At 39.0% G+C, this 22,973-nt stretch carries 20 protein-coding genes and 1 tRNA gene; 7 read left to right on the plus strand and 14 right to left on the minus strand.

All coding sequences use genetic code 11. The features are described from left to right. Window positions 1-844 (plus strand): RHS repeat domain-containing protein (locus PR709_RS04715; RefSeq protein WP_272570765.1); only part of this gene is annotated, 844 nt, incomplete at its 5' end. 11 nt (window positions 845-855) lie between these two features. Continuing rightward, window positions 856-1,296, plus strand: a complete 441-nt coding sequence (locus PR709_RS04720; RefSeq protein WP_004918544.1) for a hypothetical protein — start codon at window positions 856-858, stop codon at window positions 1,294-1,296. Window positions 1,297-1,454: 158 nt separating this feature from the next. Here the strand turns inward: PR709_RS04720 and PR709_RS04725 are convergent, their stop codons facing one another. Then, window positions 1,455-1,622, minus strand: a complete 168-nt coding sequence (locus tag PR709_RS04725) for a SymE family type I addiction module toxin (RefSeq protein WP_154611413.1) — start codon at window positions 1,620-1,622, stop codon at window positions 1,455-1,457. Window positions 1,623-2,281: 659 nt separating this feature from the next. Here PR709_RS04725 and PR709_RS04735 point away from each other — a divergent pair. Both PR709_RS04735 and PR709_RS04740 read left to right on the plus strand, forming a co-directional pair. Continuing rightward, window positions 2,282-2,446: a hypothetical protein gene (locus tag PR709_RS04735; protein ID WP_004918543.1), complete on the plus strand. Its 165-nt coding sequence runs from the start codon at window positions 2,282-2,284 to the stop codon at window positions 2,444-2,446. Further along, the gene (locus PR709_RS04740) at window positions 2,446-2,940 is read left to right on the plus strand and encodes a CPCC family cysteine-rich protein (protein WP_004918541.1); all 495 of its coding nucleotides are present in this window, start codon (window positions 2,446-2,448) and stop codon (window positions 2,938-2,940) included. Before PR709_RS04735 ends, PR709_RS04740 begins: the two co-directional genes overlap by 1 nt. A gap of 95 nt (window positions 2,941-3,035) precedes the next feature. Here PR709_RS04740 and PR709_RS04745 read toward each other — a convergent pair whose 3' ends face one another. The 11 genes from PR709_RS04745 to PR709_RS04795 all read right to left on the minus strand — a co-directional run bounded on the left by PR709_RS04745 (window position 3,036) and on the right by PR709_RS04795 (window position 12,976). Then, the gene (locus PR709_RS04745) at window positions 3,036-3,326 is read right to left on the minus strand and encodes a SymE family type I addiction module toxin (RefSeq protein WP_071599647.1); all 291 of its coding nucleotides are present in this window, start codon (window positions 3,324-3,326) and stop codon (window positions 3,036-3,038) included. 690 nt (window positions 3,327-4,016) lie between these two features. After that, complete coding sequence (locus tag PR709_RS04750) at window positions 4,017-4,349, minus strand: helix-turn-helix domain-containing protein (protein ID WP_004918538.1); 333 nt, start codon at window positions 4,347-4,349, stop codon at window positions 4,017-4,019. Window positions 4,350-5,319: 970 nt separating this feature from the next. Continuing rightward, a complete protein-coding gene (locus tag PR709_RS04755) occupies window positions 5,320-6,093 on the minus strand; it encodes a DeoR/GlpR family DNA-binding transcription regulator (protein ID WP_004918537.1) in 774 nt (257 codons plus the stop codon). A gap of 19 nt (window positions 6,094-6,112) precedes the next feature. After that, window positions 6,113-6,742: an epimerase gene (locus PR709_RS04760; RefSeq protein ID WP_014658027.1), complete on the minus strand. Its 630-nt coding sequence runs from the start codon at window positions 6,740-6,742 to the stop codon at window positions 6,113-6,115. 21 nt (window positions 6,743-6,763) lie between these two features. Then, window positions 6,764-7,198 (minus strand): PTS sugar transporter subunit IIA, encoded by a 435-nt coding sequence (locus PR709_RS04765; protein ID WP_004918535.1) that lies wholly within the window; start codon window positions 7,196-7,198, stop codon window positions 6,764-6,766. Between the two features lie 123 nt (window positions 7,199-7,321). Then, a complete protein-coding gene (locus PR709_RS04770) occupies window positions 7,322-8,128 on the minus strand; it encodes a BtpA/SgcQ family protein (RefSeq protein ID WP_004918534.1) in 807 nt (268 codons plus the stop codon). An 11-nt stretch (window positions 8,129-8,139) separates the two neighbouring features. Next, complete coding sequence (gene sgcC, locus PR709_RS04775) at window positions 8,140-9,453, minus strand: PTS sugar transporter subunit IIC SgcC (protein ID WP_004918533.1); 1,314 nt, start codon at window positions 9,451-9,453, stop codon at window positions 8,140-8,142. A 17-nt stretch (window positions 9,454-9,470) separates the two neighbouring features. Further along, window positions 9,471-9,749 (minus strand): PTS sugar transporter subunit IIB SgcB, encoded by a 279-nt coding sequence (gene sgcB, locus PR709_RS04780; protein ID WP_004918532.1) that lies wholly within the window; start codon window positions 9,747-9,749, stop codon window positions 9,471-9,473. Beyond that, window positions 9,746-10,867 (minus strand): M42 family metallopeptidase, encoded by a 1,122-nt coding sequence (locus PR709_RS04785; RefSeq protein WP_004918530.1) that lies wholly within the window; start codon window positions 10,865-10,867, stop codon window positions 9,746-9,748. Before PR709_RS04785 ends, sgcB begins: the two co-directional genes overlap by 4 nt. A 1,266-nt stretch (window positions 10,868-12,133) precedes the next feature. Continuing rightward, the gene (locus PR709_RS04790) at window positions 12,134-12,508 is read right to left on the minus strand and encodes a hypothetical protein (protein ID WP_225829581.1); all 375 of its coding nucleotides are present in this window, start codon (window positions 12,506-12,508) and stop codon (window positions 12,134-12,136) included. Window positions 12,509-12,903: 395 nt separating this feature from the next. Continuing rightward, window positions 12,904-12,976: transfer RNA gene (locus PR709_RS04795), tRNA-Lys, on the minus strand. A gap of 250 nt (window positions 12,977-13,226) precedes the next feature. Here PR709_RS04795 and cycA point away from each other — a divergent pair. Beyond that, window positions 13,227-14,630 (plus strand): D-serine/D-alanine/glycine transporter, encoded by a 1,404-nt coding sequence (gene cycA / locus PR709_RS04800; RefSeq protein WP_076914412.1) that lies wholly within the window; start codon window positions 13,227-13,229, stop codon window positions 14,628-14,630. Between the two features lie 419 nt (window positions 14,631-15,049). Further along, window positions 15,050-15,796 carry a glutathione S-transferase family protein gene (locus PR709_RS04805; protein WP_272570768.1) on the plus strand — a complete coding sequence of 249 codons (747 nt, stop codon included), beginning with the start codon at window positions 15,050-15,052 and terminating at the stop codon, window positions 15,794-15,796. 266 nt (window positions 15,797-16,062) lie between these two features. Here PR709_RS04805 and putP read toward each other — a convergent pair whose 3' ends face one another. Beyond that, entirely contained in the window at window positions 16,063-17,547 is a 1,485-nt protein-coding gene (gene putP, locus PR709_RS04810) for a sodium/proline symporter PutP (RefSeq protein ID WP_014658023.1), read from the minus strand. A 472-nt stretch (window positions 17,548-18,019) separates the two neighbouring features. Here putP and putA point away from each other — a divergent pair, with 472 nt between their 5' ends. Beyond that, complete coding sequence (putA, locus tag PR709_RS04815) at window positions 18,020-21,985, plus strand: trifunctional transcriptional regulator/proline dehydrogenase/L-glutamate gamma-semialdehyde dehydrogenase (protein ID WP_404823888.1); 3,966 nt, start codon at window positions 18,020-18,022, stop codon at window positions 21,983-21,985. 407 nt (window positions 21,986-22,392) lie between these two features. Here putA and fliZ read toward each other — a convergent pair whose 3' ends face one another. Then, the gene (gene fliZ, locus PR709_RS04820; protein WP_004918523.1) at window positions 22,393-22,905 is read right to left on the minus strand and encodes a flagella biosynthesis regulatory protein FliZ; all 513 of its coding nucleotides are present in this window, start codon (window positions 22,903-22,905) and stop codon (window positions 22,393-22,395) included. Window positions 22,906-22,973 lie beyond the last annotated feature (68 nt).

The following is a 22,973-nucleotide window of genomic DNA, read 5'->3' on the forward strand; positions in this document are numbered from 1 at the left end:
TACTGTGGCATATGATGCGGGTATTCAATGGCTCTATCAGCCGGGGGCCATCACTCCTACTGCTCGCTATCAAAAGGGGCAATTACACTATGTGGTCACTGACCATCAAGGTACACCCCGAGAGATTTTTACTGAAAAAGGGATAGCCAGTTGGGCAGGACGCCTCAATACGTGGGGGCAAATGGTATTTTGGCAGTCTCACGACGGTCGAGCCGACAATGACCCAAATTATACCGAATGCCATTTTCGTTTTGCCGGGCAATATGAAGACCGCGAAACGGGCTTGTATTATAACCGCTTTCGGTACTATGATAAGGACAGTGGGCAGTATATTTCACCAGACCCGATAGGGCTATTGGGTGGGTTGAATCCGTATAGTTACGTACACAATCCAACGAAATTTATTGATCCATACGGACTGAGTAGTTTTGATCCATTTATGCATGGAGAAATTACTGATTTTCCTAAAGACCTGCACTTTGGCCAAAATAGAATAGCCCCAAACTTTAGTAGTATTGGTAGTCAGGCCGATCCTTTAATAGCTGGAAGACCTATTCTCGATGTTGCGAATGATATTAAAGTTGGACATATTAGCCCCGATACCTTTGTTATTTCATACACAATTGATCCAGCTACAGGTAAACCTGTAACTCTTAATAATCGTGGCTTAGCTGCTATAATTGAGTCTGGTAAATACCCACAGCACGCAATATATGTTCCATATGAAAAGGTGCCAAAACACTTAGTTAAAGATATTTTAGATAGGCCTCCATCTAGATCTATAAGCATCACACAAAATAAAGATGGATCTGGCCTAAACAAAATAATTTGTTGTAAAAATTAATAAGGGAAAATATGAAACTACTATTAGCGTCTGAAAAATTAGCGTTTAAAGTATCTACTACGGATCTTGAGGTAATTTATACAGAATCAAGTGGGGTAAAACTGAGGATTGATATTCAAGATATTGATAATTTTAAAAGTGATACGTATCGTGAAATAGAAATTCACTTTTTAATGGTGGCTGAATTAAGATGTGTTTCTATGAATTTTTTTGATGCTTATTCTGATAATTATTCTATAGAAGGCCAAGGAATCATAACTAATAGAATTAACTTTTGGGAGCAAAATGGATACCACCCTGATTCAGGAATTTACCAAGTAATGAATTCTGATATATTGAAACATAAAAAAGTACTTTATGACCCATTAAATAGATTTAATTTAAAACATTATTTAATTACTGGAAATGATAGTTATGTTGAAATAGTTTCATCCAATTATGAATGTAATTAAATATAGTTATTAGGCCAGAAGAACCTTCCAATCTTCTGGCTTCTTCGTTTTTAAGAGCCGCTCAGTTTTGCTTTTAGCCGCTTGTATACTCTGTCATCAGCTCGCGCATCGTGTGCCGTATGGCAGTTAGTTGCGCTTGCTGTTGTTGGTTTTGTTGCTTAATCTCTCGGGTGCCTTCGCTGTCGGGGGATTAATACCAAACAGCCGTTTAAAATCTTCACCGTAAAAGTGAAACCTGTCTCAAAACCCGCGTCTTTTAGCCCTAGTCCTTTAAAGTGTATCGTGGGCGGTGGACTGGCTTTGCTGCCGTTCGGGGCATCCCCCACAGTGTAATGACGTTCTGTTTTGGGGCTTGGTACCGTAGCGTGTGATGCGGAAATTCAATGGCTTTATCAGCCAGCGAGCATCACCCCTACAGCTCGCTATCAAAAGGGGAAATTGCACTCTATGGTGACAGACTATCAAGACACACCCCGAGAGATTTTTACTAAAAAGGGATAGCCAGTTGGGCAGGACGCCTCAATACGTGGGGATAAATACATTTTTAGCAGTCCCAAGACGGTCAAGCCGACAATGCCCCGAATTATACCGAATGCCATTTTCGTTTTGCCGGGCAATATGAAGACCGCGAAACGGGCTTGTATTATAACCGATTTCTATACTAGGATAAGAATACCGGACAATATCTATGTCCTGACCCAATAGGGCTACTGGGTGGTGTGAATCCGTATGGGTATGTGCACTGTCCGACAGTTTGGGTGGACCCGTTTGGGTTGGCGGGGTGTTGCCTTGGGCTCACAGCATCCATTAACTGGAAGGGGTTCAATCCTCAGAAGAGAGATTACCAAATTGATGGTGTGACACATAATAACTTATCTGGTTTACAATATCATTATCTTAAGCATGGTAAGAATTCGGTGATATCACTCAGCCTCAATATTTAAATAAAGCCAAAGAGTTTTCTAAAAAACCGCTTACGGAAAGCATGCAGGAAGCTAAGGTTAATAACATTATTATTAAACATGATAAGAGTACTGGTGAGATCTTTGTCAGTCATGCTGGTAAAAGAGAAATGCGGACTTATTATATAGATGATGGTCGGGATAGCGATGCATTCCAAACTGCAATTGAATTAGCGAAGAGTTTATAATGAAGATTGAATTTTTATATTCAGAAGTGATTGATTTCTTGAAACTTCATGCATTATTTAAAGAGACTGTTGATGGGCGGGTTCAATTTCTTTTTGAGCTGAGTGAAATAGAAGATAAGCAACCACTAGAGGCAATAAAACAAAAGTATAATGATATAATACTTGATAATTTTAATTATTCAAAATTACTAAAAAATAGTTTTTTTGAAGAAATTATCAAAGATATTACAGGAAATGAAATAATAATTATAGACCGTGATGACAATTTAATTCGTGGTGTTCCTTGTTCCGCCTGTAACTATATTGTTTTTGAAGACAAAGAAGATGCATTTTATGAAATTTGTCCGGTGTGCAGATGGCAAAATGATGGTAGCTCTGGAGATGACTATAGTAGCTGTAACCATAGTTCCATGAATGAATACAAAAATACTGAATTTTTTAAACATCAATTAAATATAGAGAGTAAAAATTACGTGAAGTTTAATAACCAATAGCATATAAACAAGTAAAAACGATTATTTTGAGTAATAGACCGGAAAGATCCCCCCATGATTTTCCGGCTTTATTTGAGAGCTGCTCAGTTTACCCTTTAGCCGCTCACATACTCAGCCATCAACTTGCGCATCGTGTGTTTGATGGCACTGAGTTGCGCTTGCTGTTGTTGGTTTTGCTGCTTCATCGCTCGGATGTCTTCGCTGTCGGGTATCAACACCAAACAACCGTTTAAAATCTTCACCGTGAACGTGAAACCGGTCTCAAAACCCGCGCCCTTCAACCAATACCCTGTTAAGTGGATTGCCGGCAGTGGGTTGGTTTTGCTGCCACTCAGGGCATACCCTACCGTGTAATAACGTTCTATTTTTTGAGATTTAAGGGCTATATCAGCCCCAGTTTTGGTGCATCAACACAGTTATCGCCCTAAAGAGTGGCGATATCACTGGAATACCTAACACCAATTGATGGTCTGTTTCTCTCCCCCTTCCCCGCTGTATAGGAGGAGTTTACTAACGTTTAGGTATTAATAATGACTGAAAACTTACCATTTAACACCGGTTTTATATAAAAATTAAATGAGTATGCATGAATGTTGATATCAGTTTTACTACAGCGATAAAAGCAGATTTAGAGAATATAAAAATACTGAATAGAAGTAATAATCACTAGCTTAATTTTTACTAAAAGAGAAAAAGATGAGTTTAGAATGGCTCTTGGGAACACTATTTAGTTACATATACACCAATAGAGTATCATAATAGGTTATTATTTTATCGCTCAAATAAAACTCACACTCTAAATAAAAATGGAGGTCTGAGTGCTTAGTGAAATTGAAGTATATTTAATATATTACTACTATTTATATGCTCTTTATGTACAAAATCACTTATCTGATATCACCCATATAAGTACCACGAATACCTCCCCATCATGATCACTTAACATGATGGGGAAATTTTAAAATAACAATTAAACTCTACTTTATAACTTAAAGTAAAAATATAAAATACTTAAACATGCTAATAAGACTAAAAAATCATTAGATGAGTTTTATTTCAGGAGCACTTATGATTATTCAATGAGAAATAAAAACATTATAGTATTTATCTTGAACCATATTCATATCTATATCAAAAGCATTTAGATAAACCCCTTTAAAAAACTCAAACAGTGTAATTTTAAAAAAACCTAAAATTATAATCAAAACATCAGTAGGGATCGCACAAACACCACACTCATATCTAGATATTTGCTGCTGAGATACATTCATAATTCCAGCTAATTCCCTACCACTTAAAGAATAACTTTTCCTCAATTTTCTTAATTCTATTCCTACAGCTTTAATAAACACTTCCCTATGGCTCAAATCTAATTCAATTTGTTCAAATTCTAAATTACTAATTTTCATTTTTATTTAACCCCGAGTACAGAACGAAACATAAAGTCTGAATCATTCAATATTTCTTCGGTAATCTAATCAATTATCCTGATTAAATCAAATTATCCTAAAACAATATCCATTGATTATAGAAACCCCAAAAACAACAAATAAGTGTAAAAACTAATGGATTCTCTTGAACTTATAAGCCTTAATAGCCATTAATCCAAAAAAGACCATCATTATTGAATAGTAATAAAAACCAAAAGAAAACTCAGGAGGGAATATATTCAGATTAAATATTCGATTTTTACAAAAAAAAGCATTTAAATTTAATTGATAAAGTATATATTACAAAAAAAGGTAAAAATCATTAAGATTTATTCAATATCTTATAAATTAGGTTAAAAAACAGTCTACGGTGTAATACTTATATTAAAAAACGAAATATTACGAAACACTCAGCATCAAACTGACATAATACAGGCAGTTTACTCCCCTCTACGGCTTATTCAAAAATCTGATTTAGACATTCTCATTTATATTACTTTACTCATTTTATTAGATACATTTTTCTCTTGAAAAGAGTATTTCATCTCTTCATCAAATAAAATTTCAGCAACTCAGTTAGAGCAGAGCTTACTTCAAAATCAATATATATAAATTGGATTTTTTTACCTCATAATAAAAAATGAAGGCACTTAAATTCAATTAGAAGATATATAATAAAATAAAAACCAAGTAAACTCGAAAACAATAAAATAGATATTGATCATCGAAAAAATTAAATCATGCTATATCTCAATGCTAACTGAGCGCATCATGATGATAGCTGAAAATTAATAATCATCTAAAATAATACTATAAATCTGAAATTATTCACTTACTACTTATCCTAAAATAAGACAGCGACAACTAGATTCATCCTATCCTTTTAAGTGATCATATGAACAGCAATTTTACGGAAACATATAGCCGTAATAAATACGCCTATTATTCCCTAATAACCACATTTTAATTCACAGCCTGCTTGGCGATACCGTTGCTGAGTTTCACTCGATAGCCCACTATCGCTAATAATTGTTTTAATACAAGATAGGGTTGCAACAGCATGAGGTTCGAACATATCAAACTTTGTGTGATCCGCTAGCAAAATAACCTCTGGTGAACGCGCTATTAGTTTGCGTTTAACTCCCACCTCAAACATAGTAGCATTCGTTATTCCCATCTCAATCGATAATGCATCACAAGACATAAAGACACGATCAACGGCAAAAGCATTTAACGTCTCTAATGCTAGGCTTTCACCTACCGTAAAATAACCAGGCCTGATTAACCCCCCAATGATATAACTTTCTACATTTGGAAACATTCCAAGTTGGTTAGCTATTTTGATGTCATTACAAATGACTTTAACGCTAATATCCCCCAGACACTTCGCTAATTCTAAACAAGTAGAGCCTGAGTCAAGAAAAAAACAGTCGCCTTCATGAATTAATTTGCGAGCAATGAGTGCGATTTCACGTTTAGATGCACAATTTAAAGAGCGTCTGACATCAAATTGAGACTCTTTATCTGTCGTACTGTCGTCGAAATTTAAGTGCCCATGAGTTCGCGTCATACCAGGATAATGTTCAGCGATATATTGAAAATCGCGACGAATTGTCGCTTCTGCACAACCAAACAACTCCACCGCTTGTTGTGTTGAAAGCTCTCGACATTTCCAAAGATAGTGCAGCATCTGTTGGATCCGATCAGATTTATACAGACTCATAAGCGACTTCTCTCCGAATTTAATTGCTAAGTTGTTTTATCGTATTTTCATAATCGTCTGTCGAAAACAGTGCTCTTCCTATGACAAGATTATTAATACCAACCTTTTTTAATGACTGAATTTTATCTGCACTGATCCCACCATCAGCCCAATACTCCAGTTGGCTAAAGAGTGGTGGTATTTGCTGAATTTTATCCACTATTGATGGTATAAATTGCTGATTTTCACCATCCGGCTCGCTAGTCATCAACATCAAAGCATCTAATTTATTAATGAGGTATTGATAAGGAGCAACTGGTGTACTTGGATTTAATGCTATACCTGCTTTTGCCTTTATCTTTTTTATTTCAGCAATAATTTCTGAAGGGTTTTGCACCGCCTCAGGATGAAAGAAGATCCATTTGGGGCTAAAAGGAGCAAGCTCCCTTATCCAAAATAACGGTTGAGACACCATTAAATGAATAGATAATGCATGTTCTGTAGCTTGTGCAACTGCTTTTACCAACTTAATACCAAAAGTAATATTGTTGATAAAATTGCCATCTTCAATGTCCAGATGTAATGACCCAATATTCTGATTAGCCAGTTTATTAATAATTGAACCCAGCCAAAGTGGGTCAGCAGAAGCCAAAGACGGGTGTAATATCATCATCACTCCTTCATGGATAAATCAATATGAATTTAGCAACCGCAAAACATCATCATGGGTTTTAGCACAACGAATTTCATCAAGTAATAATGGATTATCAATAAGTTCAGCGATGTACTGTATGAGTCGAATATGATCATCACTTTGAGTTGCGCAAACAGTCATTAATAACCATACAGGGTCACAATCTTCATGACCGAATACAACGGGCTGTTTTAAGGTTGTGAGAGTAATTTGGTTATAGATAGCCCCTTGTTCCGGACGTGCATGTGGCATAGCAATGCCCGGAGCAATTAAATAATAAGGCCCCCAACTTTGGGTGTTTTTAATGATGCCTTGTAAATAGTTAGGCTCAGCAGCACCATGAATAATTAAAGGCGTACAAGCTATGCTAAGCGCTTCTTTCCAATCGGCTGCAACTTGATTTATTTGGATCCATTTAGCATCATCAATCATTGTATATTGACTCCTTTAAGGTTCGGTATATGCTTGATTATTGAGTCCTCGCCTAACTTTTGGCGAAGCTTGCGAGGACTCTTAGTATCACGAGGGAGATAAGTATTTTGCTTATCTCCTTTCTTATTGCCTTATGCTATGCACTTTCTCCATAAATCTTTCCACTCGAGTTTGATCAACAAAGTTGGCAAAAATGCCATCTTTTTTAAAAGTCGTCGCGGTGACACAGCCATCAGCAATACTCAGCTGCTCTTCAACGTTTTCGAGGCAAACCCCAGTGTTGGCAAAGACCACAGTATTCGGCACCGTATCTTTCACTTGTTTCAAAATTGCACTATCTGTTTTTGCTCCAGCAGTTAATCCCGAAACACATAGTGCATCTGGTTTATTATTAAAAACGGTAGACTTTGCTATTGAGCAGATATCTCGTCCACCTAGATATACCGCGGCTTCAGGTACAATATTAAAAAGCGTTTTTACATCCCCTGCCCCAATACGATGTTGATGGCGAATAGTTTCACCAACATTGGTATTCCATACGCCAAAATCACTTGCATAGGCACCCGTAAATATTTCTCGGATAAATTTCGCTCCTGTCGCCATCGCTAAATCGAACGAAGCGATCGGATCCCAAAGAACATTTACACCAAATGGTATACGGATCTCACTCATTAATTGACCAATGATCCGTGCCATTGCCGCAGTTGTCTCCGGCTTCACTTTAGTGAGATAAGGCAGGCTAAATTCATTTGAAAACATAACTGCATCAACACCGCCATTTTGTAATGCCATTAAATCCTCATATGCCCTATCAATTACCCATTGCATACTATGCTGCGCATTAAAATCAGGATCACCAGGTAATGCACGTAAATGGCACATAGCAATGACTGCTTTTTCTGTTCCAATAACATCCTTCAACCAACTCATTTCTATACTCCTTATTCAGGTAATTCACGATTACGTAAGAAAATAACGACACAGGCAACAATGCCAACAGTTAACACGACACCGATAAGACCAAATGACATTAATTCGTAAATAGACCAACCAAACATATTGCCAACTGACAGTGCGCTAATCTGCGCGCCATTTTCGGCAAAGTTAAATCCGCCATTACGTGCCATTTCGGTAAAGAAAGGGGCAAACTGCGTTGCGATGAGCAAAACGGTGCTCATAACAATCACACCACTCAGTAATGTGCGTAATAAGTCACCGCGGTGGATCACCGTGGCCATACAGATAAAGAAAGGAGCAACTGGCAAGTCAGCGAGTGGTAATACATTGTTCAATGGCAGGATACTTGCCAAAATCAACATGATAGGGATAAGAAGCAAACCCACTGCAATTGTGGTTGGATGACCCAGCGTTACGGCGGTATCTAGGCCAATAAACACTTCTCGATCATTAAAATGTTTCTGGAAAAATTTACGAGCGCCTTCAGAGATAGGAAGTAAGCCTTCAACAATTAAGCGGATCATGCGAGGGAATAGCACCATGATCGCGGCAACCGTAATCATTAAAGTCGCACAACCTTTAAAGTCTTCTCCTGCTGCAAGCCCAAATAATAATCCCAGTACAACACCGATAATAACCGGATCACCCACCATGCCATAGCGTTTTTGAATAGCTTGTGCATCGATATTCTTTCCTTTTAGGAAAGGGATCTTTTCATAGATAGCATCAAGAAGTACAAATAGAGGAACTGAGCTAGAGCCATACCCTTGAGGAATTGAAATCCCCTCCAAACCAACAATCGTCTGTACGCGTTTTGCCGTCCAATCTGCCATTTTTAGCGATAAGATGGCATGACACATAGCACCAGCGATACCATAAACTAAACTCCCCGTCGCAATTTGAACAACTGTTCCGGTAATTGCATAGTGCCAATAATTATAAATATCAACGTTCATTGTTTTCGTTAGGCGAGTAAACAATAACGTGATATTAAGTAAGAAAATAACGGGAATAATGACTGCACCAATCGCCGTTGCATAGCCAACACCGGATGCTGGCCCTGCCCCTACATCAAGTACATGTAGCGATAAGCCAAAACGTTCAATCATAATTTTGATGGGGGGGCTTAGGCTATCAATAGCCATCACGATCACTAGCCCCATTCCGACAAAACCAATACCGACGGTAACCCCAGCTTTAATGGCCTGTAGCCATGGAATGCGAAAGATTAAGCCAATAATTATCATGACGATTGGGACAAATACTGTACCGCCTAGAGAAAGTATATAGTCAAACATAACGTCACCTATGAGGTTTATTGTGATAACAACGTTTTAATTTTTTGTTTTAATGCATCGTCATTAACTCCTGTTAGTAAAGCGGCTCCATTCAAAGTCGGTACGCCATAATCTGTATCCGTTTTCATTGCGGTGATGATCAAATCAACACCGTGGCTGTTTAGTGGGATTTCGTTTAAACAACATTGTGAAGTCGCCACTAAGATGCCTTCACTAGCTAAGTAATCTTGGAGTTTTTGAGCAATCATTGTGGACGTAGACATACCCGTTCCACATGCAACGAGGACTTTTTTCATTTTAATGTAACCTCTTGGTTATTGTCTGAGTCAGACTCGATAGGAAACTGATTAGCGGGAAGTGTCGCTAATGCAGCCAATAACCGGATGCAGTCACTGAGATCTCGTAAGCTAGCAACTTCAGCCGGTGAATGTGTGTAGCGGCAAGGAATAGATAGGCTTGCGCAAGGAATGCCATCTTGTTCAACCTGAATATATCCCGTTTCTGTTATGACACCTGGTGCAACTTCTCTTTGTACCGGAATATGATTTTTGGAAGCTGTTTTTTCTAACATATTGATTAAGCGAACAGGAGTTACTAATCCCGCAAGCGTGCCTCTACCGTGATAGTTTAAGCAAGTAATGCCGACACCTTTGTTAATCACTAAATCCGAATAGTCTTGAAGGTCGGGCGTATCACAAGAAGGCGTAATATCGATCCCAATAGCAAGGTCGGGTTTTACACGGCGTAATACTGGTAAAATCCCACGAATATTAAATTCCTCTTGCACTGACGCGACAATAAATAGTGCGATTTCTAGCTTTTTATCTTTAATCGCATCAGCTAAACCAAGTAAAGCAGTGCATCCAAGTCGATCATCTAATGCTTTACTACACACCATGTCATTACCTAATTCTTGAGGCGGGTTATACAGTGTGATTGGCGTACCGACTTTTATGCCCATTCTTTCAGCGTCAGCCTTATCTTTCGCTCCGACATCAATCCACAATTGATCAATCGAGGGTGATTGCGTACGTTCATCACCTTTAGCAAAGTGATAGGATTTAATACCGATACATCCAGGTATTGAGCCGTGCTCTCCCGCAAGACGGACAACAGATCCCGACATCGTCACCTGTGCAGGCCCACCGACTCGTTCAAAACGAATAAACCCCGACGGTTCAATTTTTCGCACCATAAATCCCACTTCATCCATATGCGCAAATACCATTAAACGCAGCGCTTTTGCGTCGTCACTTCCATAACGAGCAACTATATTACCGAGGCGATCCTGCCAAACTTCCTTAGCGCTCTCTGTAAAATGTTTTTGCATAACATTGGCAATAGGGGCTTCATGACCTGAAATACCGTCCAAGGTCAGTAAGGAAAAAAGTGTATCTCGAATGGAAAATACCATAATGATGATCCTTCATTGACTAAAACGACATAAAGATGAGCGATTTATATGTAAAAAAAGATGGGATTATTGTGATTAAAATCACAACAAACCATTAAAAATAACAAATAGAAACAATTTTGTGACAAATATATAACAATTTCGCTCATGCTGATTGCACTAAATTTTTAGGCATTGATGGCTTTTAAATACTTAACAATGGTGATAGTGAATAGATCTTAGAAGCGTAAATGTCGATTTATCATGGACATAAAGCGCGTATATTGCCTTAATGGACTATGTTAGTTTACACGTCATTCCACACTGAAAGCTGATAACGTTTAACTATTGAGCTAAGTGAGCGTTTAAGCAGTGATATTTAATGAAAGGCAAATCGGCAGATTTATAGGGGATTGCATATCACTTTGTAGTAAATTTGCCTATCTTCATATTCATAAGTTGCGATGAAAATGTAATTACAAAACAGGGGTTTTTTAGTTAATTCATACTAAACCGCCTTTTAATATTTGTGTTAGTCATTTACCTGTAGTATTTTCTGTAAACCCATCCAATACTGATGATTATTTATGAACCCATTTAAAAAATTGATCACTGGACAATACCCTCTTATATCTGTTGCTATATTTTGGTTTATTTCTCAATTTTTAATTGGGGCGTTATTGAAAACGATCCAGTTGTGGTTGATTAAACACCCTGATGAATCCCTTTTATATTCAATAATTGCGTCATACGGCTTAAAAGTTGTTCTCTCCGTTTGTGTTCTATCTGGGCTCATATCCTTTTTAAGAAGAAAATTCTCAATTATTTACTTGCTGACTACTATTTTTATCATTCTCCATATTATTTTTAATGGATATTTATTTTTTACATTCGCACATTCTATTTTGTCATCCCTCTAACATTGGGGTTCGTTATGGTTATCACAATAAATTAAGGCATTGAACACCCTTGGTGGTGGCTCGATACTTTTTCATAAAATTAATATTTAACGCTGACCATATATTGCAGCCGTAAACTAGCAGGCAAGCAAGCACGATTTCTATTGCTTCGTCGCCACCTAGCATTGAAGCTATCGAGAGCATTCAAACCGCAATAGAACCTGCAAAATCTAAATAATGAGTTAGAATGTACCATACTTCGATTAATGTCCTCTGCCTCGATTTCGATACCACCGTGGAAATTGTGAAAAAGATACTCATCCACAAGATATATACGATAGAAGAAAATAAGGAAGATCACCTAATCTAAAAGCATGTTGGATTAATATTAATTCACACACCTTATCAAATCATCTACTAATTTAAAATTAGGGCGTACTGTAATTGGAATTCGAATCGAAGTGTCCATTCGTGCAGTAATAACAGCTCGATGATACTTTACGCCACTAATGTAAATATCTATTGTTTTTCCAGTGTTTTTAACAGAAAAATCACTCAGCCCAGTACCGCTTTTTAGCATAATAGCTAATGAGTCGTTTGTATCTATATATGTATTGAGTTTCGCTGATTCTATATTTTTACAAGCTATAGAGATTTCACTCTCACTGGTTTTAAAAGACAAGCACTCATTATCAGGTTTGCATTGGTTAGCCGCTATTGTCGATGTAGAGAATAATAAAGCAGCAACAGCTAGTAATTTCATAATCATAAACTCATTTTTTAAGTTACATGGATTATATCAGTTAATCATAGAGAGGGTATGATTAGAATCATTTGTAAATAGCATAGTGAGGAGTATTAGGAAAAGAAAATAACCGTAGAAAATGAGGAAGTTTACGCAGCGCATATATATTTATGGGCTATCATTCGAGCTAAGCGCTAGATATCCAAGAAATACATCAGCAGTAGCCTACCGCACCAACACACTTTCAACGAAGACTTACATCACACTTGGGTAATCTGGGGAGGCTCTATCCGCGCTTCAAGAAATGGGCGACTGGGAAAACATTGATGATATTTTAAATGCGAATGGCACGAATATGACACGCAAGATAATTTAAAAATACTCACTCACACATAACGCACTGATTTAATTAGTGGGTCGTGGGGGGTTCGAACCCCCGACCAATTGATTAAGAATCAACTGCTCTGCCAACTGAGCTAACAACCCGATGCACTCATTTAACGCCTCTCATTTAGCACAGTCAACATTATTCTGCTAATTTTACTTAACCAATTAAATTTTGGTTGCTAATGTTAACTTGGTGTTATATTCAGATTAAGATATCACCACTCTGATTACAGTCAGTTAAGTTTTTCTTACACTGACTGAGATTTGTGTCACAATATTTTATGCAAACACTGTCACACAATTAAAAATACACTGTGACTGCACATAACCACTTCTTTGGATAGATACTATGGAAGAAAATCAACCCTCAACATCAACAAATCCTCCCACAGAGAGGAATCAGCTAAAACGTAGCCTCAGCAACCGACATATCCAACTTATCGCTATCGGTGGCGCGATCGGAACGGGCCTATTTATGGGCTCAGGTAAAACTATTTCGCTAGCTGGCCCTTCTATCATCTTCGTTTATATGATTATTGGGTTCATCTTGTTCTTTGTTATGCGAGCGATGGGTGAATTATTACTCTCCGATCTTAATTACAAATCATTCAGCGACTTTTCTGCCGACCTGATTGGCCCATGGGCTGGCTTCTTTGTTGGTTGGACCTATTGGTTTTGTTGGGTCATTACTGGTATTGCTGATATTGTGGCTATCACATCCTATGTCAGCTTTTGGGTGCCTGATTTCCCTGAATGGGTGACCTCTTTCATCTGTGTTGTGACGCTGTTAACACTCAATTTAGTCTCAGTCAGATTATTTGGTGAACTGGAGTTTTGGTTTGCCATGATCAAAATTGTCGCCATTATCGCGTTAATTATCGTTGGCGGCACTTTAATCGCAATGAACTTCCAATCACCGGCTGGTCATACGGCATCACTAAGCAATATCTGGAATGACGGCGGAATGTTTCCTATGGGGATTAGTGGCTTCTTTGCTGGTTTCCAGATAGCTATTTTCGCTTTTGTTGGTATTGAATTAGTGGGAACTGCTGCTGCGGAAACCCGCGATCCCGAAAAATCATTACCAAAAGCAATTAACGCCATCCCTTTTAGAATTATTGCTTTCTATGTGCTATCGCTGATAGTTATTATGGCGGTAACACCTTGGCGCACCATCTTGGCGGATAAAAGCCCATTTGTAGAGATGTTTGTCCTGATCAGCCTTCCTGCCGCAGCAAGTATTGTCAACTTTGTCGTACTTACCTCTGCGGCATCCTCTGCCAATAGTGGCGTTTTTTCTACGAGCCGCATGCTATTTGGCCTATCAAAAGAAGGCGATGCACCAAAACAGTTTAGTCGCTTATCGAAAAAAGCCGTGCCTGCAACGGGGTTAATATTTACCTGCATTTGCCTAAGTTTCGGTATTATTTTGATCTACTTTATCCCAGATATCATGCACGCTTTCACGTTGGTTACTACCGTGTCAGCAATCCTATTTATGTTTATCTGGAGCATGATCTTATATAGCTATCTCAAGTTCAGAAAAAACCGCCCACAACTTCATCAGGCCTCGCATTATAAAATGCCAGCAGGTATTGTGATGTCGTGGATTTGCTTGGCTTTCTTTGTCTTTATGGTGATCCTGCTCGCCTTCCAGCACGATACAAGGCAAGCTCTTATCGCAACGCCTGTCTGGTTTATTATTCTATTCATTGGTTACCAAGTAGTTAAACGTCGTAAGCAGACCCATTAAAGACCAGATAGCAAAGTGTTCCCATAAAATTAGATACTTTGTTCAAATAACTTATCAGGCCTGATTTCAATACACTTCTGAACTCAGGCCTTTTAACGTTTATCTGTGTCGTAATGGCTTATCCATTCATATCCATAGCCTACCGATATGGCATATTTCTGCGCCAAATATGCTCAGCTCAAACTTCTTCATTTGTGCGAGTACATTTTCAATGCACTTTTTCCTAGCCATGCAGGCACCTTCTGTTAATGACGCCATTGACTTAAATTAGCATAGAGAATTTATATCTACGGACTATTAAGAATTTGAGCTGTTATTTATTAATTTATTTTGATATTACTTTGAAAGAGGTAAGTCACGAACTTGCCAGTAAAGTTCACTTTATCTCTAATGGGCAACGTTAAATTAAAGGTAAAAAAATGGCAGATTTATCCACATTAACTCTTTTTCATGATCCTACTTCAGAGCCAAGCAGAGCCGTTCACTGGCTTTGTATTGAAGCTAATATTCCCATCAATATCAAATACACATGGTTGACGCGGGGAGAACATCTTTCTAATGAATTTTTAGCCGTCAATCCGTTGCATCAGATACCCGCAATGCAGTACGACGATTTTTGCCTTTCCGAAGCAACGGCAATCATGAACTATCTTACAGATATTCACGGTTGCAGTGATAAATGGTTTGGAGCAACCCATCGAGCTAAGGCTGTCATCAATAAACATTTGTCTTGGTATCATACGAATCTTCGTAAAATATCAACATTGGAATATTTTCTTCCCGTACTGTTAATGCCTGCATATCTTGGGGTGGCAAAACCATCGGTCAATGAGATTGAAGCCAAATTAAATGCACTTCATGATATGTTTGCAAATTTAGATTTTCTGCTTGAAGGCAAAAATTTCTTAGCAGGAAGTGATATTTCCGCCGCAGATTTACTCTACGCTTGCGATATTTTTGCTTTAAGGATTGACCCCAATTTTAAGCAAATGATAGAAAAATACCCCAATATCCGTGGCTGGTTAACAAAACTTGAATCAAGGCCAAGTTATGAGCTTTCACATAAAGCATGGGATCATATTGTTCCGCAAATATTGGCACTAAACGGTGGGTCTAAGGGGTCTCCAGAGTGGATTGCGGATACTTGTGAGAAAGTCATCGGGTAACAAAAGCAAATAAGCGATTTAGACAAGCCTAGAGGAAGCAAGCTGAGCGCCTTACTCAAAGAAAATACTCAATTGGCTTATTTGTTCCGATTATTTTTACTGTCATTTACCGTGAAAAAACAACCAAAAAACTCAAATTTGAATGCTCATAAAATGAGACTATTTAAAAATAAAATCAATGAAAAAGATCCATTAGTCATTTTATATTTGCTCATAACCCCCAATAGTTGGTTACCCAACTATTGGGGGTTACTTTATTTTATCAATTATTTCATTTTATATTCCGCTTCAGCCTCATCAAAGCGGGCTTGAGCAGCGGCACTTGGCGCTTTAGTTATCATACTGACCACAATAATTGCAATTGTTGCAAGGATAAAACCAGGGATGATTTCATACAGATCAAACCATTTATATTTCATCCAGACTAATACGGTAACGGCACCAACAACCATCCCCGCAAGTGCACCTGTACGAGTCATTCGTTTCCATAACACAGAAATCAAGACGACTGGCCCAAATGCGGCACCAAAGCCAGCCCATGCGTTACTCACTAATGCTAACACCTTGTTATTCGGGTCACGTGCAATATAGATAGCAATCGCAGCCACTACCAGAACCATGATCCGCCCTACCCAAACCAGCTCTTTTTGGCTCGCATTTTTACGCAGGAACGGCTTGTATAAGTCCTCGGTTAACGCACTTGCGCACACAAGTAATTGACAGCTTAATGTACTCATAACCGCCGCTAAAATAGCAGAGAGTAAGATACCTGCAACCCATGGGTTAAACAGTATTCCTGCAAGCTCCATAAAAATACGTTCGTTATTTCCCATCACCGATGAGGCTAACGCAGGGTTAATTTCGAAGTAAGCAATACCAAAGAAACCAACCGCAGTTGTTCCTCCAAGGCAAAGGATCATCCATGTCATACTAATACGACGCGCAGAGCGAATCGTGCGATGTGAATCAGCAGCCATAAAACGCGCTAAGATATGAGGCTGACCAAAGTAACCTAGCCCCCACCCTAATAATGAAATAATCGCAACAAAATTCAACCCCTTAAACATATCTAAGTATTCAGGGTTTTTCGTTTGAATAACATCGATTGCAGTATCTAGTCCACCTAATGAGAAAATGATCACAATAGGCGTTAAAATAAGTGCAAATATCATCAATGAGGCTTGCACTGTATCAGTCCAACTGACAGCTAAGAAGCCACCAAGGAAGGTATAAGCGATAGTTGCTAACGCACCAAGCCACATAGCTTTTTCATAGCTAATATTAAAAGTACTTTCAAACAGTAATCCCCCAGCAACAACACCAGAGGCACAATAGATAGTAAAGAAAACAAGAATTACAACAGCAGAGATAATGCGTAAAATTTTACTATTATCCTCAAAGCGACTGGTAAAGTAGTCAGGTAGCGTCAATGCATTATTATTTTTTTCCGTTTGAACCCGCAAACGCCCAGCAACAAATAACCAGTTAAGATATGCCCCCAAGCTCAGCCCGATAGCAATCCAACTTTCTGAAATCCCAGCGAGGAAAATAGCACCAGGTAGCCCCATCAACAACCAACCACTCATATCAGAGGCCCCTGCTGAAAGTGCTGTGACTACACTACCTAAACTTCGTCCACCGAGAATGTAATCATCGAAATTCTTCGTTGAACGATAAGCTAAATAACCAATAAGTAACATGCCAGTAATATATACGATGAACATAATGATCATCGGAGTGCTTACAGTCATCCGTCTTCTCCATAGAATAGTTATCTTCTTTGGTTGTTGCACTAAATTGCACGCAAGCAAATTAAATAATAAATATAGTGTGTGTTGTGTTTGTATTTAGTTGCACTTGATTAAAAATGCTACCTTAGCATGCTAGACAATCTCATTTCCGATTAACAAGAAATTAACGTTATTTTGTTCAATAAACGATATCCGTATCACAAATGTTAAATTTTTGATGCAAGAATTAATCAATTCACTCACAACTTACCTAGCAAAGAGAATCAATAACTTATTAATTTTCAATCAAAACTAGCAAAATCCATTTCTAACCATCTCATTTTACAAATAAAAATACGATATATTTCACAATTCCTTTAGAATAGGCTTTAACAACGTTGCACAAAGTTGCAACATCATGCTATTGATGTGTAACTTTTTTGTTTCTAGTAGCTAATTATTTAGAGGAAATGGGATGAGTAGTACGACAACTATGGGTGTGAGACTTGATGAAGCGACTCGTGAACGCATTAAAACTGCTGCTCAACGTCTTGACCGCACGCCGCATTGGCTAATTAAACAAGCCATATTTAATTATCTTGAACAGCTTGATAATCAACAGTTCATCCCTGAGATTTCCTCGGGACAAGATAACAAAGATGGCCAAATATCAGAAGAAGAATCCGTTACTGAATCGAATTATCAGCCTTTTTTGGATTTCGCTGAACATATTTTACCTCAATCGGTTAAACGCTCAGCGATTACATCTGCTTATCGTATTCCTGAAACACAAGCACTGCCGATGTTGCTACAACAAGCACAACTCCCCGCAGAGCAAGCAGATGCCGCCCATAAGTTGGCTTATTCCATCGCAGAAAAATTACGTAATCAAAAAAATGGGATTGGCCGCTCTGGTTTAGTTCAAGGCTTATTGCAAGAGTTTTCACTCTCTTCACAAGAAGGTGTTGCACTCATGTGTTTGGCTGAAGCTTTATTACGTATTCCTGATAAAGCAACACGAGATGCACTCATCCGCGATAAAATCAGTACAGGTAATTGGCAATCTCATTTGGGCCAAAGTAGCTCCATGTTTGTTAATGCAGCAACTTGGGGATTACTATTTACAGGCAAACTGGTTTCGACTCACAATGAAGCCAAGCTATCTAGCTCATTGAACCGTATTATTAGTAAAAGTGGCGAACCATTAATTCGCAAAGGCGTTGACATGGCAATGCGCTTAATGGGAGAGCAATTTGTTACTGGCGAAACAATTGCACAAGCATTAGCGAATGCAAGGAAGCTGGAAGAAAAAGGTTTCCGCTACTCTTATGATATGTTGGGCGAAGCGGCGTTAACAGAAAAAGATGCTCAAGATTATATGGTATCCTACCAACAGGCGATCCATGCTATCGGTAAAGCATCGAATGGCCGCGGTATCTATGAAGGACCGGGGATCTCTATCAAGTTATCAGCCTTACACCCTCGTTACAGCAGAGCGCAATACTCTCGCGTAATGGAAGAGCTATACCCTCGTTTGCTATCACTCGTATTACAAGCCCATCAATATGATATTGGAATTAATATTGATGCTGAAGAGGCAGACCGTTTAGAAATCTCCCTCGACCTACTCGAAAAACTTTGCTTTGAGCCGCAACTTGCAGGTTGGAACGGTATTGGTTTTGTTATTCAGGCGTACCAAAAACGTTGCCCATTCGTGATTGATGCAATTATTGATCTTGCTGAACGAAGCAAACGCCGCTTGATGATCCGCCTAGTTAAAGGGGCTTATTGGGACAGTGAAATTAAGCGCGCTCAAATTGATGGTTTAGAAGGCTACCCTGTTTATACGCGTAAAGTGTATACCGATGTTTCATACCTCGCATGCGCTCGCAAATTGTTGTCAGTACCAAATCTGATTTACCCACAATTTGCAACTCATAACGCCCATACGCTGGCTGCAATTTACCAAATTGCAGGTAAAAACTACTATCCAGGTCAATATGAATTCCAATGCCTACATGGAATGGGTGAGCCATTATATGAACAAGTTGTCGGGAAAGTTGCTGATGGTAAACTCAACCGCCCTTGTCGTATCTATGCACCTGTCGGAACACACGAAACCTTATTGGCTTATTTAGTCCGTCGCTTACTCGAAAATGGGGCGAATACCTCATTTGTGAACCGCATTGCTGATGCGACCATTCCACTTGATGAACTAGTATCTGATCCTGTCAAAGACGTATTAGAGTTATCGAAAGCAGAAGGACAAATTGGGTTACCTCACCCTAAAATAGCCCTTCCTCGTGACTTGTATGGAAAGAATCGTGTCAACTCAATGGGGCTAGACCTCTCCAATGAACATCGCTTAGCATCGCTTTCTAGCGCACTTTTAACCGCAGCGATGCAAGAAAAATTAGCTCAACCACTACTTGGTGGGGAATATCAACTGGCTAAATCAGCCGAAAATGCGCTTCCAGTGATTAACCCAGCATGCCATTCTGACATTGTCGGTCATGTTCGTGAAGCAACGTTGGAAGAAGCAGAGCATGCATTAAACATCGCCAATGATGCAGGAGCTATTTGGTTTGCGACTCCACCGTCAGAGCGTGCAGCTATCCTCTTACGTGCCGCAGACATCATGGAGCAACAATTACAGCCTCTACTTGATGTACTGGTTCGTGAAGCGGGGAAAACCTACGCTAACGCGATTGCAGAGGTTCGTGAAGCCGTTGATTTCTTGAATTATTATGCAACTCAAGTCCGCGATGACTTTGATAACAATACCCATCGACCGTTAGGCCCTGTGGTTTGCATTAGTCCATGGAACTTCCCTCTAGCAATTTTCACCGGACAGATTGCGGCAGCTCTCGCAGCAGGTAACACGGTATTAGCGAAACCCGCAGAGCAAACACCACTGATCGGCTCAATTGCAGTATCAATGCTCCATCAAGCCGGTATTCCACATGAAGTATTGCAATTTTTACCGGGTAAAGGGGAAACGATTGGTGCGAAATTAGTGGGTGATGCAAGAGTTCGTGGTGTAATGTTTACAGGCTCTACGGAAGTTGCTGGATTGCTGCAACGTAATATTGCGGGAAGGCTGGATGCTCAAGGACGTCCAACCCCACTCATCGCAGAAACTGGCGGATTAAATGCGATGATCGTCGATTCGTCGGCCTTAACAGAGCAAGTCGTGACAGATGTTGTCGCTTCTGCTTTTGATAGTGCAGGTCAACGCTGCTCCGCCCTACGTATTTTATGTATCCAAGAAGATGTCGCTGATCGCACAATTCGTATGTTAAAAGGTGCGATGGAAGAGTGCCGTATGGGCAATCCAGAGCACCTTTCTACGGATATCGGGCCGGTTATCGATAATGAAGCTAAAGAGAATATTGAACAGCATATCCAGCAAATGCGTAGCAAAGGTAAAGAGGTCTTCCAAGCTGTATTTGACAATATTGATGACCTACGTGAGCAGTCCGAAGGTACTTATGTTAAACCAACACTGATTGAGTTAGACAACGTTGGCGAATTGAAAAAGGAAATATTTGGTCCTGTATTACATGTGGTACGCTACAAGCGCGAACAACTCACCGATCTTATTGAACAAATTAATGCGGCAGGATATGGGTTAACACTTGGTGTTCATACCCGTATTGATGAGACTATCAATCAAGTCGTTATGAAAGCAAAAGTCGGTAACTTATATGTCAACCGCAATATGGTAGGTGCTGTAGTTGGCGTTCAACCATTTGGTGGTGAAGGCCTCTCTGGTACCGGACCTAAAGCCGGTGGCCCACTTTATCTCTATCGGTTGTTAAGTGAACGCCCTGATAATGCGGTATCACGTACACTCGAAAGACAAGACAATGAGTTAGCAATGGATGCCAGCGCAAGACCACAACTCCTCGAACCTTTTGATGCCTTCTCGTCATGGTTGGAGAAGCAAGAAAATCGCATCGAACCGGCTATCTTTGAGCAGTTTGCACGTCATGCACAGGCGGGGACTTCGCGTTTATTACCTGGGCCTACAGGGGAAAGAAACACTTATACTTTAACGCCTCGAGGCACTATTTTATGTCTCAGTGATAACGAGAAAGACTGCTTAGTGCAATTGGCGGGAGTTCTTGCGAGTGGCTGCCAAGCATTATGGCCAGAAAGCGAAATACACCAAAAACTGTATAAGTCGCTACCTGAAAAAGTGCGTAACGCAGTTTCAATCACCAAAGATTGGCAAGAGTATAACGGACATATTGAAGCGGTTATTTACCATGGTGACAGCGATCAACTCAAAATCGTCTGTGAAACGGTTGCCAAACGTAAAGGCCCGATTATCTCTGTTCAAGGCTTTGAACGAGGTGAAACTAACTTACTGCTAGAAAGATTAGTTCATGAGCGCTCACTAAGCGTCAACACCGCTGCTGCTGGTGGTAATGCAAGCTTAATGACAATTGGCTAATTAACCACAGCCTGAGCCTAAAAAATATTGGGGTCAGGCTGTTTTTTTGGTTTTCAGAATACCTCAATTGATCAGACTCCCTACCCTCAATAACACGCTCCTATTCACGCTTTAATCACTTACCATTATTACTGGCGCTTTATGATATTGGTTAATTAAGAGCGAATTATACTCAATAAACAATAGTCATTATTGCTTATTCTTTATATGACTTAATTGGTCAAAATAATATCTATATTCTGATTCAGGAGTATTAAACTAATAAATATTTGGCAGTGTAATTGGTAATTGAATAATAAAAGTGGGCTTATTTAAAGGGAAAAGCAAAAAGGTGCCCAAAATGGACACCTGACATATTTTAACTATAACATTTTAAGCAAGCACTTGACTTGCTCTGATGCTATTGATTAATTTTTCTCTGATTCCCAGTATAAATATTGCTCATATTTACGGAGCGCAATATTATAATTACTGAAAGCCGATTCAGTCATTTTATCGCTTAATTGCTCTTGGATTTTGCTTGTAGTGAACTCTTTCATTGAGAAGTTTGATGATGAGAGTAGTTCATCTAGGCGGCGCAAACGAACAACATATTCACGAACGGTACTATGGCTCATTTCAGTCTGTAAAAATAAATACTGCTTAAATGACATAATATCAAAGAAGTCAGTATTACTATTGCAATAAATTTCGCTGCAGAAACGACAAAGTGCAGTAAATTTATCCTGTAACTCAAGCCAAGTATTTTCATCGACCAACTCAGTCATCTCAGCAATAGCTTCTTTATTCAAGATACTATCGTTAAAAACGAGAGAGATACGATCCAATGTTTTATGACAATGTGCACAATGTGTTTGGCTGTGTTTAAAGTCTTTAATATAACGACTCAGAGGCCGTTTCTTAACAATAGAAGCAGACATGATGATAAAGCCCTGTGTGTAAGTCTAAAATTAAAATTGTAGCGTGACATGTCACGTTACATTCTGAT

The organism is Providencia sp. PROV267 (assembly GCF_028477825.1).
Taxonomy (GTDB): Bacteria; Pseudomonadota; Gammaproteobacteria; order Enterobacterales; family Enterobacteriaceae; genus Providencia; species Providencia stuartii.

Excerpts from the sequence above, each read along its gene's own strand:
- PR709_RS04790 (WP_225829581.1), bottom strand. The coding sequence starts at position 12,508 with ATGAAATTACTAGCTGTTGCTGCTTTATTATTCTCTACATCGACAATA.
- PR709_RS04720 (WP_004918544.1), top strand. The coding sequence starts at position 856 with ATGAAACTACTATTAGCGTCTGAAAAATTAGCGTTTAAAGTATCTACT.
- PR709_RS04740 (WP_004918541.1), top strand. The coding sequence starts at position 2,446 with ATGAAGATTGAATTTTTATATTCAGAAGTGATTGATTTCTTGAAACTT.
- fliZ (WP_004918523.1), bottom strand. The coding sequence starts at position 22,905 with ATGTCTGCTTCTATTGTTAAGAAACGGCCTCTGAGTCGTTATATTAAA.
- PR709_RS04735 (WP_004918543.1), top strand. The coding sequence starts at position 2,282 with ATGCAGGAAGCTAAGGTTAATAACATTATTATTAAACATGATAAGAGT.
- PR709_RS04760 (WP_014658027.1), bottom strand. The coding sequence starts at position 6,742 with ATGATATTACACCCGTCTTTGGCTTCTGCTGACCCACTTTGGCTGGGT.
- PR709_RS04805 (WP_272570768.1), top strand. The coding sequence starts at position 15,050 with ATGGCAGATTTATCCACATTAACTCTTTTTCATGATCCTACTTCAGAG.
- sgcC (WP_004918533.1), bottom strand. The coding sequence starts at position 9,453 with ATGTTTGACTATATACTTTCTCTAGGCGGTACAGTATTTGTCCCAATC.
- putA (WP_404823888.1), top strand. The coding sequence starts at position 18,020 with ATGGGTGTGAGACTTGATGAAGCGACTCGTGAACGCATTAAAACTGCT.
- putP (WP_014658023.1), bottom strand. The coding sequence starts at position 17,547 with ATGACTGTAAGCACTCCGATGATCATTATGTTCATCGTATATATTACT.
- PR709_RS04785 (WP_004918530.1), bottom strand. The coding sequence starts at position 10,867 with ATGGTATTTTCCATTCGAGATACACTTTTTTCCTTACTGACCTTGGAC.
- PR709_RS04770 (WP_004918534.1), bottom strand. The coding sequence starts at position 8,128 with ATGAGTTGGTTGAAGGATGTTATTGGAACAGAAAAAGCAGTCATTGCT.
- cycA (WP_076914412.1), top strand. The coding sequence starts at position 13,227 with ATGGAAGAAAATCAACCCTCAACATCAACAAATCCTCCCACAGAGAGG.
- PR709_RS04755 (WP_004918537.1), bottom strand. The coding sequence starts at position 6,093 with ATGAGTCTGTATAAATCTGATCGGATCCAACAGATGCTGCACTATCTT.
- PR709_RS04750 (WP_004918538.1), bottom strand. The coding sequence starts at position 4,349 with ATGAAAATTAGTAATTTAGAATTTGAACAAATTGAATTAGATTTGAGC.
- PR709_RS04765 (WP_004918535.1), bottom strand. The coding sequence starts at position 7,198 with ATGATTGATGATGCTAAATGGATCCAAATAAATCAAGTTGCAGCCGAT.
- sgcB (WP_004918532.1), bottom strand. The coding sequence starts at position 9,749 with ATGAAAAAAGTCCTCGTTGCATGTGGAACGGGTATGTCTACGTCCACA.